This is a genomic window from Rhodococcus sp. NPDC059179, from assembly GCF_042754885.1.
Lineage (GTDB): Bacteria > Actinomycetota > Actinomycetes > Mycobacteriales > Mycobacteriaceae > Rhodococcus_G.
Genome location: NZ_JBHZBV010000002.1, coordinates 259,359 through 275,692, shown reverse-complemented (window position 1 = coordinate 275,692; position 16,334 = coordinate 259,359). Strand labels below are relative to the sequence as shown.

Below are 16,334 nucleotides of genomic sequence, written 5' to 3'. Positions count from 1 at the left end.
TTGGGCGCTGTTGTGGGGTGTTGGGGCGCGTCAGAACGGTGGTGGTTCGTCGAGGTCGATGACGAGGATCGGTCGGGGCGGCTTGCGGGGTTTGGGGTGGCGCCAGTCCGGGGCGACGGCGTCGAGGAGGTACGCGAGGTCGTCCTCGACGGTGCAGCCGCTGTTACGGTCGGCGATGTCGCGGAGGATGCGGTCGGTGTCGGTGTCGGTGTCGGTGTCGGTGTCGAAGTCGCGTTCATTCATGAGCTGAGCGCTACGGGCATCCGCCCGTGCGGTGTCACCGCAGTTGTCGTCACTATCCGTCGCGAGACCGGGTGTGTGGTTGGTGCGGGTGTCGTTGCTGTTGCTGTGGCGTGTGTCGGCAACGCGCTCGCCCGGGTCGTGCCCGCTGTTGTGATCGTGGTCGGGGCTGGAGTCGTCGTTGTTGCTGCTGCTGTTGGGTGTGGCGGTAGCGCGCTCGTCTGGGTCGTGCCCGCTGCTGTGATCGTCGTCGGGGTCGGTGAATGGTCCGGTGGGTTCGGTGATGGTGGTGGTGCCGTGTCGGTCGGTCCATTGGAGGCGGCCGGAGCCGATCTGTTGGACGGTCCAGTAGCCCTCGGTCTTGAGGCGGTGGTGCTTTCGGCAGAGGCAGGCCAGGTTCTGTTCGATGGTCAGCCCACCGAGTGCGGGGTTGGCATGGTTGAACGGGATCGTGTGGTCGAGGTCGCAATCCTGTGCCCGCGCGGTGCAGTTTGGGAATCGGCAGGTCCCGTCTCGGGTCCGGATGATCTCGGCGAGCCTGGCGCTGGGCTTGTAGGTGAGGGCCTCCCGCGAGGCCTTGGTGCGGTTGGCGACATCAGATGGCGTGATGCCTGCGGCCTTGAGGGCTGTGCCGACGCCGAGGATCGGTCCGTGCGGGTTGGTGGTGATGCGGCGGCCGGAAACCCAGGGCTCGCCTGAGCCGGTCCCGTCGTTGGCGACGGATTCTCTGTCCGCGGCGTTGTATCCGCCCGTATCGGTCTCTGCGTCGCCTTTGTTGGCGCCTGTTTCGGTTGCGCCGGTGAATAGTTCGGGTGAGGTAGCCCGGAGTTCGCCCAGGAGGGTGTCGATGAGGGTTTGCCGGTCCTTGTCGGAGAGCAGCAGGATTTGTTTCCAGGTGCCGTCGGACGCGAGGTCGCGGGCGAGGGCGGCGTCTATGGCGCCGTAGCCGTAGAGGTACCCGGGGAGGTCGTCGAGGCCGAGGAGGGTGCTGGCGGAGATGCCGACCAGGACCGTTGCGGTCGGCTTCGGTTCACGGCCCGCGGCGCCGGTGGCGGGGCAGTGTTGGTGTCCGCATTGGCAGGGCAGGTGGTCGGCGCCGTCGGTGAGGGCGATGAGGGCGTCGGCTCGTCGTTGGGCGAGGGTGCGGGGGTCGTCGGCGCAGACCTGTAGCGACATTTGGCGTAGTCGCATGGACAGGCGTTGGGCGCCGACGGTGGGGAGCAGTCCGTCGAGGGTGGACATGCCGTCGTCGGAGGCGTGGGTGCGGACGTCGCGGTCGGCTTCGGCGCGTTCGCGTCGCTTGCGTGCTCCGTCGGGGTCGTGGCGGGCGATCAGGCGGCGGGCGCGTTGCTTGAGCTTGGTGGAGCAGTGGTGGTCGGCGCCGTCGAGGAGGCGTTGTTCGATGGCGTCGAGTTTGTCGTCGGAGACGTTCGCCAGGGCGTCGGCGATGGCGCGGGTTTGGGTGAGGTCGATGGTTCCTGCGGCGAACGCGGCGTAGGTGCGGTGCAGTCGCCAGCGTAGGTCGCAGCCGAGGTCGATCAGCGCGGCGGCGGCGCGTTCGGTGATGTGCAGGATCGCGGCGATCTCGACGTGCGCGAATTCGCCTTGGCGGGCCTCGTTCTTGCCGCGTCGGGCGTCTTGCTCGCAGTGGGCGAGGTAGAGGGCGGTGACGGCATGTATTTCGCGGAATTGTTCGCGGGCGATGTGGGCGTGGTGCTGTTGCAGCGTTGCCGGTTGTTCAAGATCCGGCACGTTGTCGAGTAGTCCCGATGTCGACCCGCTATCGAACATGTGTACGAGTCTACCGGCACCCGCCGACAGAAACCAGAGAACGCGCTATCGCATCGAAGATGCTCGCGTGCGGCCGCGTGTGCTCAACGGTGGGACTGTCGATGCGTCAACGCCGGCCGTGACGGCCGGAAGTGATGGCGGCGCTACGGTTCTGCTGGGCCGCTTGCGAAACCTGGCCGGCCAACGCCTCGCCACGGTCTTGCCCGAACTGGAACCGATTCTTCGCGCCTTCAAGGAGTTCAAGGTCAGCGACGCGACGCGCGCCCTGAACCCAGCGGCAATCTAGCGGGCAGATCCAAGCACTGACCGCCGAACTGCTGACCCCGATGTCATTTGCAGCGAAGATTGGCGGGACGCGCCACAGTAGATTCACCGATCTCGGGCGTGTCGAATGGAATCGCTCTTGCCTCGAACGGGGCGCCCCCACTCCGACGCTACTGCCGACACTCCGGCAACGACTGCTACGAAGGCAACTGGCCCTGCGACGGAAGGCCCGTCGATGCGTTGCGACGCGAAATGCATGTACAGCCACACCGCGGTTGCGACGGCACCACCGGCCGCCATGGCGAAAACAGCAACCTTCGAGGGACGACGCCAGGAAGACAGTGGCCCGGCAATCACTCGCCCGGCGAGCTTCCCCGCCACGATGGCGACCAGCCCGATGACCAGCCCATGGATGGTGCCGACGATAAACACGATCAGCAAGAAGATCGCAGTCGCCGGGTTAGCGGCGTCGATAGCGTCGAGCCCGAAGCCAGCGGTGATCGTTATCCCGAAGGCGACCGATACGGGCAGCCACATCAGCCACCTCCGCGACGACTTCATCGCCTTCGCCGGGGAGTGGAACACCGCAGAACATCGATCGTCTGCCGTTGCTGGACGCGCATGCGCATGCACATTACCTAGGCGAACTCACGTCAAGCGGGATACCGGCCCATCGCACACAGATGGTCGGCATGTACCGATCGGCTCGTCAAGCAAGCGTCGCAGTTCGCTAATCTTCGACCAGCAGCAAGGCCGGACTGGTCGAGGAGCTCGGCACCGTGGCCTGGTGCGGACCGATCCTGAAGCCGCGCCGGCACCGTGGGTCGATTTCGACCGACTCGAGGCCGCGCTTACCCGACGAAACCCATGGGCCAGCGATTCGGTGGTCCGGCGCAGCCCGAAGGCGTGCCCTCAGACCCGGTTCTCGGCCCCGACCGCGTCGGCGAGCGAGGAATACCCGGCCGCGCGGACCCGCCGCGCCAGGCCCTTGTGGATGCGCCGCATCCAGAACGGGCCCCCGTAGATGAATCCGGTGTACCCCTGAACCAGGTTGGCGCCGGCCAGAATTCGCTCCCAGGCCTGGTCGGCGGTTTCGATGCCGCCGACCGAGATGAGCGCCAGCCGACCGCCGACCCGCGCGTACAGGCGACGCAAGACCTCCAGCGAACGGTCCGCGACCGGGGCGCCGGACAGGCCGCCCGCACCGATCGCGGCGACCTCGGACTCCGGCGTGCGCAGTCCCGTCCGGCCGATCGTGGTGTTGGTGGCCACGATGCCCGCCAGGCCGAGCTCGACCGCCAGGTCGGCGACAGCGTCGACGTCCTCGTCGGACAGGTCCGGCGCGATCTTCACCAGCACCGGGACGTCCACGCTGTCCTGCACCGCGCGCAGCAGCGGGCGCAGCGATTCGACAGCCTGCAGGTCGCGGAGTCCCGGCGTGTTCGGGGAGCTGACGTTGACGACGATGAAGTCGGCGAGCGGCCCCAGCAGGCGGGCGCTGGCGGTGTAGTCGGCGTCGGCCTCGTCCGCGGGCACGACCTTGGTCTTGCCGATGTTCGCGCCGATCGGCACCCCGTTTCGCCGCTGCCGCAACTGGTTCGCGGCGTGGCCCGCGCCATGGTTGTTGAAGCCCATCCGGTTGATCAGCGCGTGGTCGGCGGGCAGCCGGAACAGTCGCGGTGCCGGGTTGCCCGGCTGCGCCTGGGCGGTGACGGTGCCGACCTCAGCGAAGCCGAACCCGAGCGGGCCCCAGGCGTTGACGCCGGTCGCGTCCTTGTCGAACCCTGCGGCGAGCCCGAGCGGGGCCGGGAAGTCCAACCCGAACACGCGGGTGCGCAGCACTGGGTCGGAGACGGTGAGCACCTTGGCGACCAGCGCGCGCGACGGACCGAACGCGGTGACCAGTCGCATGGCGCGGAACGCGAGGTGGTGCACCCGTTCCGGCTGGAGGAGGAACATCAGGCGAAGCAGCAAGCTGTACAACGGGTCTCCCTAGATTCCGGTCGGGCGCGCGTGAATGGCGAGTTCAGTGATGACTGGGCCGTGGTTCACGATTGGGCCCTGGTGTCGATCGACTGCAGTCCGTCGCCGACGGCTGAGCCGACGAAGAGCGTCCCGGTGCTCGGGTCGACGGTCACCGCGTTGGGTTGGCGGACCGTCGCAAAGCGATGCTTCTCGACCGGGATGCCGCTCGAGAGGTCGTAGCCGACCACCTCGTTGCTGCCGGTCAGGGTGACCCAGACCAGGTTCGCGGTGTCGTCGAAGGCGATGCCGTACGGCGAGTTCGGGACCGGGAACCGCTGACGCATCATCAGCGGATCGGTGGTCAGCGCGATCAGTTCGCCGCCGCGGGTGTCCGTGACGAGCACCCGGCCGAAGTGGTCGGTGGTGAGGTTGGTCGCGCCCTCGCCCGCACGCAGCGCGCGGCCGAGATGCTTCTCCGGGATGTCGATCTCGGTGACGGAGGTCTGCCTGCGATCGAGCGCGGTCAGCTGCTCGCCGGTGACGCCGAGCGCGTCGACGGACGCGAGACCCGAGATGCGCTCGGTCTGCTGTCCGTTCGTGTCGAGAACCAGGACCGAACCGTCGGCCGTGCCGACCGCCAAGTCACCGGTACCGAGGAAGGCGGCGGAGCGAACGTCGCCGTCCACCTCGACAGTCGTCGACTGGCCCGATGCCAGGTCCACGCGCACCACCGCGCGGCCGGCGGGCACCACCAGCACGCCGTCGCGGGCCTTGCCGAGCGAGGCCACCCCTCCCGGCAGTGGAACCTCTCGGGGGGCGGCCGCCGGGTCGGCAGCGGGCAGCAGAAGGAGCCGTCCGGCGTCGGGTGTGAGCAAGGCCACGGTCCCGGTTGTCGGGTCGAAGGCCGCGGTCTCGACGGCGGCAGGCAGGGGCCGTACGGTGCCGGCGGGCTGCGCGACCGTCGCGGGCGAGGCCGCAGCGGTGGCCGGCTCGATGGTCTTGAGCTTGTCCCCGCCGCTGTCCGAGGAGCAGCCGGTGACCAGCAGTAATAGCGCTCCCGCCAAGACCGTGGTGGTGCGTGCCGCCGGTACCCGCATGTACGTCTCCTCAGTTGCTACTCGGTGCCGGGAGCGGAGGCCGTGGCGTGGCCGCCGCGGACCCATCGCCCGATGTTCACCATGTCCGCCCCCTAGCATTCCTGATCTCGTTTCGTCCGAAGAATCCGACTCGGGCCTACCGGGCTCATCGGGACTACCGTGAGTGAATCTGGGCTGATGTCCGGCATAGTCCGATCCGAGGCAGGGAGGAGGCGGCGTGAGCGCAGACAAGACCCCCGGGTTCGAGTTGGAGGACCTCAGCGTCGGCCCCAGCGCGCACGGATTCGGGACGAACGCGGACGGCCAGACCTTCGCTTTCCGGGTCCGCCGCAGCACGCTCTTCGTCGAGGTGTACCGCGAGGACCTCGAATCCGCCGTCCCCGACGGGTCGGACGTGGTCGCGACGGCGGAGCGTTCGATGACCACCGTCGACCTGACCGACGAACGCAGCATCGGCGCCGCGGTGCGCGACGCCGTCGCCGCTGCGGAGCCGGTCAATCGCGGTGCCGACGAGGGGATCACCCTCCGGGCACTGCTCGGCCGGCTCAGCTCGGTGCTCGACCGACGCTGATCAGTCCCGGCGCGGCAGCACCAACTGCGCGCCGGACTCCGGATGCGCGATCACCTCGACGGGATGGCCGTACACCCGGCTCAGCAGCGTCTCGGTGAGCACCTCCCGCGGGCTGCCGTACGCGGCAAGCGCGCCCGCCTCGAGGACGGCGACGGTGTCGGCGTACGCCGCTGCCAGCGCGAGATCGTGCAGCACCACCACGACGGCGGTGCCTGCCCGCGCGCGCTCGCGCACCAGGCCCATCACCGCCTCCTGGTGACCGAGGTCGAGCGCGGCGGTCGGCTCGTCCAACAGCAGTGTCTCGGTCCGCTGCGCGAGCACACGGGCCAGCGCGACACGCGAGCGTTCGCCGCCGGAGAGCGCGGCGAACGGCCGCTCGGCGAACCCGGCGACGTCGCAGATCTCCATCGCCTCGCGAACCGCGTCGGCGTCATCGTCCCTGCGGGCGGTGCGGGTCCACGGCGCCCGGCCCATCCGGACCACCTCGAGCGAGGTGAATGAGAACCCGACGGTGTGCTGCTGGGGGAGCACCGCACGCCGCAGTGCCATGTCGGTACCAGTCCAGCGGGTCAGCGGCAGGCCATCGAGCTCGACGTGTCCCTCGACGATGGCCTGATCGCCCGACAGCGCTGCCAGCAGCGTCGACTTTCCGGCGCCGTTGGGCCCGACCAGGGCCAGCACCTCACCGACCCGGACGTCCAGCGAGACGGACTCGAGTACCCGTCGCTGCCCGCGGTCCACGCTGACGTCCACTGCGCGCATGCTCACCGAGCCGGGTTGCAGTCGTTCCGGCACCGCGAGTTCGCGCGCGAACAGGTTTCGCAGCTGTGCCGTCAGTGCCACCATCACGCCCACCCACCCTGCTGGCGACGAGTCCGGCGCAGCAGCCAGAAGAAGAACGGGCCGCCGACCAACGAGGTGAGCATGCCCAGCGGAAGGTCGGCGTTGGGCACCAGGGTGCGGGCGCCCAGGTCGGCCGCGAGCAGCAGAATCGCCCCGCAGAGCGCGCTGGCCGGGATCAGCATGCGGTGGCCGGGGCCGACGATCATCCGCATCAGGTGCGGCACCACCAATCCGACGAACAGGATGATCCCGGTGAACGCCACCGACGAGGCGACCAGGAGCGCGACGACCACGACAGCGAGCTGTCGGACCCTTTCGACGTTCACGCCGAGATGGCCCGCCGCGCTCTCGCCGAGGGCGAGCAGGTCCAGCTTGGTGGCCATTGCCATCGTCACCGCGATGCCGACGGCGGCCATCGGCGCGACGATGGCGACGGAGTTCCAGGTGGCGCCGTTGAGGCTGCCGAGCTGCCAGAAGACGATCTGATCGCGGGCGGCGGGGGAGGCCACGAACGTGAAGTAGGCGATCAGCCCGCCCGCGAACGCGTTGATCGCGATGCCGGTCAGCACCAGGGTCACCACCTCGGTGCGGCCCTCGGACCGGGCCATCAAATACACCAGCGCCGTGGTGATCAACCCGGACACGAACGCGGCCGCGGCCACCGTTGGCCCGCCGACGAACGCACCGCCGGTCACGATCACCGCGCTCGCACCCACGGCCGCGCCTGCGGAGACGCCGATGACACCCGGCTCGGCGAGCGGGTTCGCGAACACGCCCTGCAGCAGGGCGCCCGCGCAGGCCAGCCCGGCGCCGACCACGATGGCCAGCACGACCCGTGGGAACCGGACCTGCCAGAGGGTGACCTCGCCGCTGGGGTGTGCGGGCATCGGGCCGATGTCGAGTCCGATGCGGTGCAGGACGCTGCCGACCACCTCCATCGGCGCGGTCGGTACCTGCCCGACGCAGGCCGAGATCAGCGCGAGCACTCCGAGCGCGATCGCCAGTAGGGCGAGCAGTGCACCGCCGCGCAGTCGCCCGCGCGCCGGTGAGGCAGCGGGTGCGGCCGTCGGGGCGGTCACTGGGCGGGTGGGCCGTAGACGGCCGTCGCCAGCGCCTTCAGCACGGTGCCGGTTCTCGGCCCGAAGCTGAGCAGTGCGCCGTCCTGCATGTCCACGATCCGCTGGTTGCGACCGGCAGGGGTCTGGGCGATGCCCGGGATGGCGGTCAGTCCCTCGACCCCACCGAGGGAGTCGAGGCCGCCCGTCATCATCAGGAACACGTCAGGGGCCGCCGCGATCATCGCCTCGCTGGTGATCGTCGTGAAGGCCTCGGTGAGGCCGGCGGCGGTCCCGGCGTCGATGGCTCCGAGCCCCTCGATCAGCGAGTCGGCGCCAGATCCGGGTCCAGCCATCAAGGTGATCGCCGGGCCGCGCATGTAGAGGAACGCAATGGTCAGCGGGTCCGCGCCCGACGGCACGCGGGCTGCCGCGTCGGCGATCTCGGCGGCGGTCCGCTCGCTCAGCGCGGTGCCCTCGGCGGGCACGCCGAGCGCGTCGGCCACCGCCTGGATCTGGTCCGGCACACCCGCGAGGGTACGGCTGGGATCGAAGAAGACGACGGGGATGCCCGCCGCGCGCAACTGGTCCTGCACGCCCCGAGGTCCGATGCTGGCATCGGTGAGCACCACGGTGGGGTGCAGGTTCAGGATCGCCTCGGCGGAGAGCTGGCGGCCGCTGGGGGTGACGTTCGGGATCGACTCCACGGCAGGGAACTTCGCCGCGATGTCGCGGCCGACCAGGCGGTCGCCGAAACCGAGCGCGTAGACCGTCTCGGTGAGGGTGCCGTACTGGTCGGCCGCGACGATCCGGCTGGTGTCGGTGATCGTCACGTCGACGCCGTCCGCGCTGCGGACGGTCACAGGCAGCGCCGAGACCGGGTGCTCGGCGATCGGCTCGGGGTCGAGGCTCTCGAGGGTCGCCGTGGTCCGGCCGGTCTGCGCACCGGTCGGTGCGTCACCGTCGGACGCGCAGGCGGCGGTCATCGCCGCGGCGGCCAGTGCGATGGCCAGCAGCCGGGATGTCCGGGCGCCGAGCAGTCGGCTCATTTGACCAGGTAGCTCTCGATCTCGGCCTCGAGGTCGGCGAACAGGTCTCCGTTGAGCTGGTAGGCCAGGTTCACCTCGTCGATGAGGCGCTGCTGCTCGTCCGCGGACAGCGGCGCGGCGTCGAGCTTGCCGCGGTAGGCGTCCTTGTACAGCTTGGGCTTCTCGATCTGGTCGAAGATGTAGAACCGCAGGCCGTCCGTGGTGTAGCCGTACGCGCGCTCGAGCATCCGGCGGATGATCTGGCCGCCCGAGAGGTCGCCCATGTAGCGGATGTAGTGATGCGCGACGAATCCGGCGGGCCAGTCGAACGCGACCTCGTTCAGCCGGTCGACGTACCGCGTGGTCGCGGGCAGCGCGGTGATCTCGTCACGCCAGTTCGCGCCGAGCAGGAACTCCAGGTCTGCCTCGAGGGCCTCGGTGCGCAGGAGTTCGTCGCCGAGGAACGGGGACGCGATGGGGTCCGCCGCGTGGACCCGGCCCGCCTCCTCGAGCGCGAGGTAGACCAGGTACGTCTGGCCGAGCAGCGCCGCGTACCCGGCGCTGGTCAGTTTGCCTCCGAGGAGGTCGCCGATGAAGCGGGACTGCTCGGTCTGGCGGTGCGCCGCGTCCGTCTGCGTCTTGATCCGCTCGGCCAGGCCGGTCGAATCATCCGCGGCGGTAACGCCGGAATCGAGCACTGTCATCGTTTCTCCTGTAGCTCTCTGAACCCGCAATCGATGCAAGGTTAGCCTGTCCTAGTAGATCATGCGTCCAGTGCGGACCACGATGCCCACTTGTCCGGTTCGATCGCGACCACCGGACCTGCGGGTGGCGACGCCGTGTACTGCGGGTACTTGTGAACGAGGGCGTCGATCCCGGTCCGGCTCTCCGGGCCGTCGGCGAGCACGGAGGCCGCGCCGTCGACGCGGATCCACCAGAGCTGTGTCCAGTCTTCGGCGTAGTCGTCGACCAGCAGGCTCACCCGGCCGGTCGCGGTGATGTTGTCGAGCCGTCGCAGTTGCCGAGTCGACTTGGGTTTGCCGTCGACCGCCGTGTAGATGGCGTCGCCCGCCATCGCGAACACCACCGGTACCAGGTGCGGGAGCCCGTCGGAGCCGACCGTGGCCAGTCGCGCCACCCGCGCGCGTTCGAACCGGCGGTGCTCCTCGTCCGGCATCCGGTGCATGCCTTCAGAGTAGGTGGCCGGAGCGGAGCCTGCGGAGCGACCAGGGGTGCCGGAGCGGAGCCTGCGGAGCGACCAGAGGGCGGGGCCGGGCCGAAGGGGGCGGTCAGGCGCTGACGTCGTCGAGGGCCGCGGCGATCGCCGCCGGAAGCTCCAGGTCCTCGGCCGCCAGCACGCCGGTGTGCTGGGCGTAGTCCCTGGCTCCGACGATGGCGCTCGCCACCCCGGGCCGGTCGCACACCCACGCCAGCGCCACGGCCAGCGGCGAGGCCCCGAGGCCGTCGGCCGCCGTGACGACCGCCTCGACGACGCGGCCGCTGTGCTCGTTGAGGTAGCCCGCGACCAGGTCCGCGCCGGATTCGGTCGCTCCGCGGGAATCGGCGGGGATCCCGTCGCGGTACTTGCCGGTGAGCACACCGCCTGCCAGCGGGACCGCGGCCAGCAGCCCGATGCCGTGATGGTCCGCGGCCGGGATCAGCTCGTCCTCCACACCCCGGGCGAGCAGCGAGTACTCGGCCTGGGTCGCGATGAGTTTGGTGCCCGCCGCGGCGGTGGCCAGCTGCCAGCCCAGGTGTCCGCGGGCCCCGACGTAACGGGCCCGGCCGGTCGTGACCGCGAACTCGAGCGCCGACGAGACCTCCTCGGTCGGCGTGAACGGATCCCAGGTCGCCACCTGCCACAGGTCCAGGTGGTCGGTGCCCAGCTCCTTGAGGGTCGCGTCGAGCTGACCGATCAGGGCCCGACGCGAGCAGTCCAGGCGTTCGCGGCCGGGATGGATGCCCGAGCTGCTGCTCAGCACCAGCTGACTGCGCGGCACCACGTCGTCGAGCAGTTCCGCCAGGATCCGCTGGGATACGCCGTCGCCGTAGAACGGTGCCGAATCGACCAGCGTGCCACCGGATTCTGCGAACCCCATCAGCTGGGCGGCGGCCTCGACGCCATCCGTGTCCCGACCCCAGCCGAGCGTGCCGAGTCCGATTCGGGACACGCGGAGCCCGCTGTCGCCGACCGCGCGCTGCCTCATAATTCGATCACCACAAGAAGGGGAGCGTAGTGGTGCCGCGCGGCGCGCGCCCAGGGGCGCGCCGGGTACGGTCGCTCCCGTGAATCTTCTTTGCCGCGTGTGCGTGTCCCCGGGAGTCGGCCTGTGATCGTGGAATCGATGACATGGCTGCAGGCCATCGTCCTCGGAGTGGTCCAGGGACTGACCGAGTTCCTGCCGATCTCCTCGTCCGGCCACCTCCGAATCGTCTCGGAACTGTTCTGGGACACCGACGCGGGCGCCTCGTTCACTGCGGTGACCCAGCTCGGTACCGAGGCCGCGGTGTTGGTGTACTTCGCCAGGGACATCGGCCGGATCGCGATGGCCTGGTTCCGTGGCCTGTTCGACCCGGACAAGCGCGGCGATCACGACTACAAGATGGGCTGGTACGTCATCGTCGGCACCATCCCGGTCGGGATCCTCGGCTTCCTCTTCAAGGACCAGGTCCGCACGGGGGCGCGAAATCTGTGGTTGGTCGCAACCATGCTGATCGTATTCGCGCTGGTGATCGCCGCTGCCGAGTACTACGGGCGCAAACGAAGGCCGATCGAGCAGCTGACCCTCAAGGACGGCGTGATCATGGGCTCCGCCCAGGCGCTGGCCCTGATCCCCGGTGTGTCGCGGTCCGGCGGCACGATCAGTGCAGGCCTGTTCCTCGGCCTGACCCGCGAGGCGGCGGCTCGCTACTCGTTCCTGCTGGCGATCCCCGCGGTGACCGCAGCCGGATTGTTCAGCCTCCCCGACGCATTCGCGCCCGCGGGCGAGGGACTCAACGCGAGCGGTGCCCAGCTGATCGTCGCGACCCTCATCGCGTTCGTGATCGGCTACGCCACCATCGCCTGGTTGCTGCGGTTCGTCGTCGATCACTCGATGTACTGGTTTGTCGGCTACCGGATCATCCTGGGCCTGCTGGTGTTCGGGTTGCTGGGCACGGGCGTGATCTCGGCGACCTAGGTGGGAACTACACCTAGGCTGGGTCCATGACGGTGATCCTGCTCCGACACGGGCGATCGACGGCCAACACCTCGGGCACCCTCGCGGGCCGGAGCCCAGGGGTCGACCTCGACGATCGTGGCCGGGAGCAGTCCCGCGCGGTGGTGGACCGGCTCGCGGGTGTGCCCCTCGTCGCGATCGTGCGGTCGCCGTTGCTGCGCTGTGAGCGGACCGTGGACCCGCTGGCGCGGGACCGGAACCTGGAACCGATCGCCGACGAACGGCTGATCGAGGTGGACTACGGCAAGTGGACCGGACAGGCGATCAAGGACCTGCTCGAGGAGCCGCTGTGGAAGGTGGTGCAGCAGCACCCATCCGCGGCGGTGTTCCCGGACGGCGAGGGTCTGGCGCAGGTGCAGGCGAGGGCGGTCGCCGCGGTCCGTGGGCACGACGCGCGGCTCGCCGAGGAGCACGGCGGGGATGTGCTGTGGCTGGCGTGTACTCACGGGGACGTGATCAAGTCGGTGCTCGCCGACGCGCTCGGCACCCACCTGGACGGCTTCCAGCGGATCGTCACCGAACCGGCATCTGTGAGCGTCGTGCGCTACACCGCGACCCGGCCGTTCGTGCTGCGGATGAACGACACCGGCGACCTGTCGGGGCTCAACGGCGGTGCCCCCGCCAAGGCCGCGGGCGTCGGATCGTCGGATGCAGTTCCCGGCGGCGAGGTGGGAAGGTAGTGGGTAGGCGGATAATCACAGATAGCGACTACTCGAACAGACGGAGGTGCTGATGTCCCGCGCAATACACGTTTTCCGCACCCCTGATCGATTCATCGCCGGCACCGTAGGCGAGCCAGGTGACCGTGCCTTCTATCTCCAGGCGATCCACGAGTCCAGGGTGGTCAGCGTGCTGCTGGAGAAGCAGCAGGTGCAGGTGCTGGCCGACCGGATGGGACTGCTGCTCGACGAGGTGCACCGCCGTTTCGGCACTGCGGTACCACCACAGGACGTCGAACTCGAGGACCTCAGCCCGTTGATGACGCCGATCGACGCGGAGTTCCGGGTCGGCACGATGGGTCTCGGGTGGGATGCGGACGCCGGTTCGGTCGTCGTCGAATTGCTCGCGGTCAGCGAGTCTGAGATCGACGAGTCGGTGGTCCTCGACGACGCCGAGGAGGGGCCGGACGCGGTCCGGGTTTTCCTGACGCCGGAGCAGGCGAGGGCGTTCGCGCTGCGGTCGGAGCGGGTGATCGCGGCGGGCCGTGCCCCCTGTCCACTGTGCGGTGAACCGCTGGCCCCGGAGGGGCATGTCTGCATCCGCACCAACGGCTACCGTCGCGGCGCCAACTTCGAGCGCATCGACGAAGTCCCTGACGAGGAGTAGCCGTTGACCGCCGATCGCCTCGTGGACGAGGAGTCCGAGTTGTTGCACACCGGTGAACTGTCAGTGCTGGGTCGGATTGTCAGCGCGAGCAACGCCACGCTGGTGTGTGAGGCCACGGCGAACGGGCAGAGCGTTCGATGCGTGTACAAGCCGATCCGCGGGGAGCGTCCGCTGTGGGACTTCCCCGACGGCACCCTTGCCGGCCGCGAGGTCGCGTCATACCTGATCTCCGAGGCGCTCGGGTGGGGCGTGATCCCGGAGACGATCCTGCGGGACGGGCCGTACGGCCCCGGCATGGTACAGCGCTGGGTGCAGACGCCGGAACCGACGGGCGAGCTGGGTGAGCGGATGGGTCTGGTCGACATCTGCCCACCGGACCAGGTACCGGGCGGGTGGTTCGAGGTGCTGCTCGCCTACGACGGGGACGGCGAGCAGGTTGCGCTCGTGCACGCCGACGACCCGCGTCTGCAGCGGATGGCCGTGCTCGACGTCCTGATCAACAACGCCGACCGCAAGGGCGGCCACGCGCTCGAGGGCATCGACGGTTCGGTGTACGGCGTCGACCACGGCATCTGTCTGCACTCGGAGGACAAGTTGCGCACCGTGCTGTGGGGCTGGGCCGGTCAGCCGGTGCAGGGCGGACTGCTGGTGGACGTCGAGACGTTCTCGGAGCGGCTGCGCGGTCCGCTGGCCGACCAGTTGCGCGAGCACATCACCGGCCAGGAGGTCGAGGCACTGGTGGCGCGGACCGATGCCCTGCTCGTCGAACCGGTGATGCCCCTGCCCGGCGGGCATCGGCCGATCCCGTGGCCCGCGTTCTAGCGGGAACGCGTTCCGGTCGCCCGGGGCCCCTCCGATAGGCTCGTCTGCATGCAGTCCTGGTCCGACACCGCCGTTCCCTCCGTTCCCGGTCAGGGGCCGCCTTTGCGGCTCTTCGACACCGCGGACCGCCGGGTCCGGCCCGTGACCCCGGGCGAGGTCGCCACCATGTACGTGTGCGGGATCACGCCCTACGACGCGACGCATCTCGGGCATGCCGCCACCTACCTGACTTTCGATCTGGTCAATCGGGTCTGGCGCGACGCCGGGCACGAGGTGCACTACGTGCAGAACGTGACCGACGTCGACGACCCGCTCTTCGAACGCGCGGCCCGCGACGGCGAGGACTGGGTCGTGCTCGGCATGCGGGAGACGGCGCTGTTCCGCGAGGACATGGAGGCGCTGCGGGTGCTGCCGCCCCGCGATTACATCGGCGCGGTGGAATCCGTGAACGAGGTCGTGGAGATGGTGGAGAAGCTGCTCGCCGCCGGTGCCGCCTATGTCGTCGACGACGCGGAGTACCCGGACGTCTACTTCCGCGCGAACGCCACCGAGCAGTTCGGCTACGAGTCCGGATATGACCGCGACACCATGGAGCGCTTCTTCGCCGAGCGAGGCGGAGACCCCGACCGGGCGGGCAAGCAGGACCGTCTCGACGCACTGGTGTGGCGCGCCGAGCGCCCGGGCGAGCCGTCCTGGCCGTCGCCGTTCGGCCCTGGCAGGCCGGGCTGGCACATCGAGTGCTCCGCCATCGCGCTGAACCGGATCGGCTCCGGGTTCGACGTGCAGGGCGGCGGCAGCGACCTGATCTTCCCGCATCACGAGTTCTCGGCCGCGCACGCCGAATCGCTTGTGCTGGACCGGCGTTTCGCGCGGCACTACGTGCACACCGGGATGATCGGCCTCGACGGCGAGAAGATGTCGAAGAGCCGCGGCAACCTCGTGTTCGTGTCCAAGCTGCGCGGCGAGGGCGTCGACCCGATGGCGATCCGGCTGGGGCTGCTGTCGGGGCACTACCGCACCGACCGGGCCTGGACGGGCGAGGTGCTCGCGGAGGCCGAGCAGCGGCTGGCCCTGTGGCGCCGCGCCGCGGCACTGGAGTCAGCGCAGTCGGCGGAGGACACCATCGCCCGGCTGCGTCAGCACCTGGCCGACGACCTGGACACCCCGAAGGCGATCGACGCCGTCGACGGCTGGGCCCGGCGGGCCGTGGATCACGGCGGTTCGGATGCGTCCGCGCCTGCGGTGCTCGCGGACGCCGTCGACGGCCTGCTCGGGGTCTCGCTGCGCTGAGCGCCGCCCTCTTCCGTTCTCCCCAATGTCACATTGATTCGCCTGAGCCGAATCAATGTGACATTGGGGAGGTCTCGAGATGAGTGGTGCAACAACGCCGGGTACCGTCGATCCTCATGGGGGAACAGCGGGATCGGATGCTGCGCGGAGAGCTTTACCGAGACAACGATGAGGACCTGGTCGCGGAGCGGAAGGCGTGCCAGCGCCTGCTGGACCGGTTCAACGCCACGCGCGCCGATGACGACGAGCTGCGTCGCGACCTGCTGGACCAGCTCCTCGGATCCATCGGCGAGGGCTCCTGGATCATGCCGCGATTCCAATGCGACTACGGATCGCTGATCACGATCGGTACGAACAGCTTCCTCAACTACGACGCGATCCTGATGGACTGCGCGCCGATCACGATCGGGAACGACGTGTCGATCGGACCCCGCGCGCAGCTGCTCACCGCGCTGCACCCGATGGCCGACCACGAGGCGCGACGGCAGCGGTGGGAATCCGCCGCCGCGATCGTGATCGGCGACAACGTGTGGCTGGGCGGGGGAGTCATCGTCTGTCCCGGCGTCACCATCGGGGACAACACCGTGATCGGCGCGGGCGCCGTGGTGACCAAAGATGTTCCGCCGCATGTGTTCGCGGCGGGCAATCCGTGTCGGGTGATCCGAGAGTTGCCGGCCTCTCTTCCGTCCTCCCCAATGTCACACTGATTCGCCTGAGCCGAATCACTGTGACATTGGGGAGGTTCGTTCGGGATGCCCGCACTGAGAGTGATCCATCTCACTGAGCGAGAAGCGCGCCTGACCGGCATGTGACCCGCATTACAT

Annotated in this window: 18 protein-coding genes; 8 read left to right on the top strand and 10 right to left on the bottom strand. The window is 69.3% G+C overall.

From position 1 onward, the window contains the following. Positions 1-30 precede the first annotated feature (30 nt). On the bottom strand, positions 31-2,031 hold the full coding sequence (locus ACFXMV_RS06220; RefSeq protein WP_378502766.1) for a DUF222 domain-containing protein: 2,001 nt from the start codon (positions 2,029-2,031) through the stop codon (positions 31-33). A 67-nt stretch (positions 2,032-2,098) separates the two neighbouring features. Here ACFXMV_RS06220 and ACFXMV_RS06215 point away from each other — a divergent pair, with 67 nt between their 5' ends. Further along, on the top strand, positions 2,099-2,317 hold the full coding sequence (locus ACFXMV_RS06215) for a hypothetical protein (RefSeq protein ID WP_378502765.1): 219 nt from the start codon (positions 2,099-2,101) through the stop codon (positions 2,315-2,317). 83 nt (positions 2,318-2,400) lie between these two features. Here the strand turns inward: ACFXMV_RS06215 and ACFXMV_RS06210 are convergent, their stop codons facing one another. From ACFXMV_RS06210 to ACFXMV_RS06200, 3 genes are all read right to left on the bottom strand, one after another. After that, positions 2,401-2,832 carry a hypothetical protein gene (locus ACFXMV_RS06210; protein ID WP_378502537.1) on the bottom strand — a complete coding sequence of 144 codons (432 nt, stop codon included), beginning with the start codon at positions 2,830-2,832 and terminating at the stop codon, positions 2,401-2,403. 375 nt (positions 2,833-3,207) lie between these two features. Next, positions 3,208-4,278: a quinone-dependent dihydroorotate dehydrogenase gene (locus ACFXMV_RS06205; RefSeq protein ID WP_378501164.1), complete on the bottom strand. Its 1,071-nt coding sequence runs from the start codon at positions 4,276-4,278 to the stop codon at positions 3,208-3,210. Between the two features lie 65 nt (positions 4,279-4,343). Next, on the bottom strand, positions 4,344-5,357 hold the full coding sequence (locus ACFXMV_RS06200; protein WP_378501163.1) for a YncE family protein: 1,014 nt from the start codon (positions 5,355-5,357) through the stop codon (positions 4,344-4,346). A gap of 217 nt (positions 5,358-5,574) precedes the next feature. Between ACFXMV_RS06200 and ACFXMV_RS06195 the strand changes: the two genes are divergently transcribed. Continuing rightward, entirely contained in the window at positions 5,575-5,928 is a 354-nt protein-coding gene (locus ACFXMV_RS06195; protein WP_378501162.1) for a hypothetical protein, read from the top strand. On the opposite strand, the gene ACFXMV_RS06190 is transcribed toward ACFXMV_RS06195, so the two are convergent. The 6 genes from ACFXMV_RS06190 to ACFXMV_RS06165 form a co-directional block, all read right to left on the bottom strand. After that, the gene (locus tag ACFXMV_RS06190) at positions 5,929-6,774 is read right to left on the bottom strand and encodes a heme ABC transporter ATP-binding protein (RefSeq protein ID WP_378501161.1); all 846 of its coding nucleotides are present in this window, start codon (positions 6,772-6,774) and stop codon (positions 5,929-5,931) included. Continuing rightward, positions 6,774-7,850: a FecCD family ABC transporter permease gene (locus ACFXMV_RS06185; RefSeq protein WP_378501160.1), complete on the bottom strand. Its 1,077-nt coding sequence runs from the start codon at positions 7,848-7,850 to the stop codon at positions 6,774-6,776. The genes ACFXMV_RS06190 and ACFXMV_RS06185 overlap by 1 nt, the downstream gene beginning before the upstream one ends. Further along, complete coding sequence (locus tag ACFXMV_RS06180) at positions 7,847-8,875, bottom strand: hemin ABC transporter substrate-binding protein (protein WP_378502764.1); 1,029 nt, start codon at positions 8,873-8,875, stop codon at positions 7,847-7,849. The genes ACFXMV_RS06185 and ACFXMV_RS06180 overlap by 4 nt, the downstream gene beginning before the upstream one ends. Continuing rightward, positions 8,872-9,558: a heme oxygenase (biliverdin-producing) gene (locus tag ACFXMV_RS06175; protein WP_378502763.1), complete on the bottom strand. Its 687-nt coding sequence runs from the start codon at positions 9,556-9,558 to the stop codon at positions 8,872-8,874. Before ACFXMV_RS06175 ends, ACFXMV_RS06180 begins: the two co-directional genes overlap by 4 nt. Positions 9,559-9,617: 59 nt before the next feature. Then, positions 9,618-10,040, bottom strand: coding sequence for a TIGR03668 family PPOX class F420-dependent oxidoreductase (locus ACFXMV_RS06170; RefSeq protein ID WP_378500733.1), 423 nt, complete (start codon positions 10,038-10,040; stop codon positions 9,618-9,620). 103 nt (positions 10,041-10,143) lie between these two features. After that, the gene (locus ACFXMV_RS06165) at positions 10,144-11,061 is read right to left on the bottom strand and encodes an aldo/keto reductase (protein WP_378500734.1); all 918 of its coding nucleotides are present in this window, start codon (positions 11,059-11,061) and stop codon (positions 10,144-10,146) included. 126 nt (positions 11,062-11,187) lie between these two features. Here ACFXMV_RS06165 and ACFXMV_RS06160 point away from each other — a divergent pair, with 126 nt between their 5' ends. From ACFXMV_RS06160 to ACFXMV_RS06135, 6 genes are all read left to right on the top strand, one after another. After that, positions 11,188-12,033: an undecaprenyl-diphosphate phosphatase gene (locus ACFXMV_RS06160; protein WP_378500739.1), complete on the top strand. Its 846-nt coding sequence runs from the start codon at positions 11,188-11,190 to the stop codon at positions 12,031-12,033. Between the two features lie 26 nt (positions 12,034-12,059). Continuing rightward, positions 12,060-12,752, top strand: coding sequence for a histidine phosphatase family protein (locus ACFXMV_RS06155; RefSeq protein WP_378500735.1), 693 nt, complete (start codon positions 12,060-12,062; stop codon positions 12,750-12,752). 52 nt (positions 12,753-12,804) lie between these two features. Next, positions 12,805-13,398 carry a DUF3090 domain-containing protein gene (locus ACFXMV_RS06150; protein ID WP_378500736.1) on the top strand — a complete coding sequence of 198 codons (594 nt, stop codon included), beginning with the start codon at positions 12,805-12,807 and terminating at the stop codon, positions 13,396-13,398. A 3-nt stretch (positions 13,399-13,401) separates the two neighbouring features. After that, the gene (locus ACFXMV_RS06145; protein WP_378500737.1) at positions 13,402-14,220 is read left to right on the top strand and encodes an SCO1664 family protein; all 819 of its coding nucleotides are present in this window, start codon (positions 13,402-13,404) and stop codon (positions 14,218-14,220) included. Positions 14,221-14,268: 48 nt separating this feature from the next. Then, positions 14,269-15,510, top strand: a complete 1,242-nt coding sequence (mshC, locus tag ACFXMV_RS06140; protein ID WP_378500738.1) for a cysteine--1-D-myo-inosityl 2-amino-2-deoxy-alpha-D-glucopyranoside ligase — start codon at positions 14,269-14,271, stop codon at positions 15,508-15,510. 116 nt (positions 15,511-15,626) lie between these two features. Beyond that, positions 15,627-16,217 carry a sugar O-acetyltransferase gene (locus tag ACFXMV_RS06135; RefSeq protein WP_378502762.1) on the top strand — a complete coding sequence of 197 codons (591 nt, stop codon included), beginning with the start codon at positions 15,627-15,629 and terminating at the stop codon, positions 16,215-16,217. Positions 16,218-16,334: the final 117 nt, after the last annotated feature.

What these genes read in the sequence shown, in the direction of transcription:
- ACFXMV_RS06220 (WP_378502766.1), bottom strand. Translation starts at nt 2,031, where the DNA reads ATGTTCGATAGCGGGTCGACATCGGGACTACTCGACAACGTGCCGGAT.
- ACFXMV_RS06210 (WP_378502537.1), bottom strand. Translation starts at nt 2,832, where the DNA reads ATGTGGCTGCCCGTATCGGTCGCCTTCGGGATAACGATCACCGCTGGC.
- ACFXMV_RS06200 (WP_378501163.1), bottom strand. Translation starts at nt 5,357, where the DNA reads ATGCGGGTACCGGCGGCACGCACCACCACGGTCTTGGCGGGAGCGCTA.
- ACFXMV_RS06190 (WP_378501161.1), bottom strand. Translation starts at nt 6,774, where the DNA reads ATGGTGGCACTGACGGCACAGCTGCGAAACCTGTTCGCGCGCGAACTC.
- ACFXMV_RS06180 (WP_378502764.1), bottom strand. Translation starts at nt 8,875, where the DNA reads ATGAGCCGACTGCTCGGCGCCCGGACATCCCGGCTGCTGGCCATCGCA.
- ACFXMV_RS06175 (WP_378502763.1), bottom strand. Translation starts at nt 9,558, where the DNA reads ATGACAGTGCTCGATTCCGGCGTTACCGCCGCGGATGATTCGACCGGC.
- ACFXMV_RS06170 (WP_378500733.1), bottom strand. Translation starts at nt 10,040, where the DNA reads ATGCACCGGATGCCGGACGAGGAGCACCGCCGGTTCGAACGCGCGCGG.
- ACFXMV_RS06165 (WP_378500734.1), bottom strand. Translation starts at nt 11,061, where the DNA reads ATGAGGCAGCGCGCGGTCGGCGACAGCGGGCTCCGCGTGTCCCGAATC.
- ACFXMV_RS06155 (WP_378500735.1), top strand. Translation starts at nt 12,060, where the DNA reads ATGACGGTGATCCTGCTCCGACACGGGCGATCGACGGCCAACACCTCG.
- ACFXMV_RS06150 (WP_378500736.1), top strand. Translation starts at nt 12,805, where the DNA reads ATGTCCCGCGCAATACACGTTTTCCGCACCCCTGATCGATTCATCGCC.
- mshC (WP_378500738.1), top strand. Translation starts at nt 14,269, where the DNA reads ATGCAGTCCTGGTCCGACACCGCCGTTCCCTCCGTTCCCGGTCAGGGG.
- ACFXMV_RS06135 (WP_378502762.1), top strand. Translation starts at nt 15,627, where the DNA reads ATGGGGGAACAGCGGGATCGGATGCTGCGCGGAGAGCTTTACCGAGAC.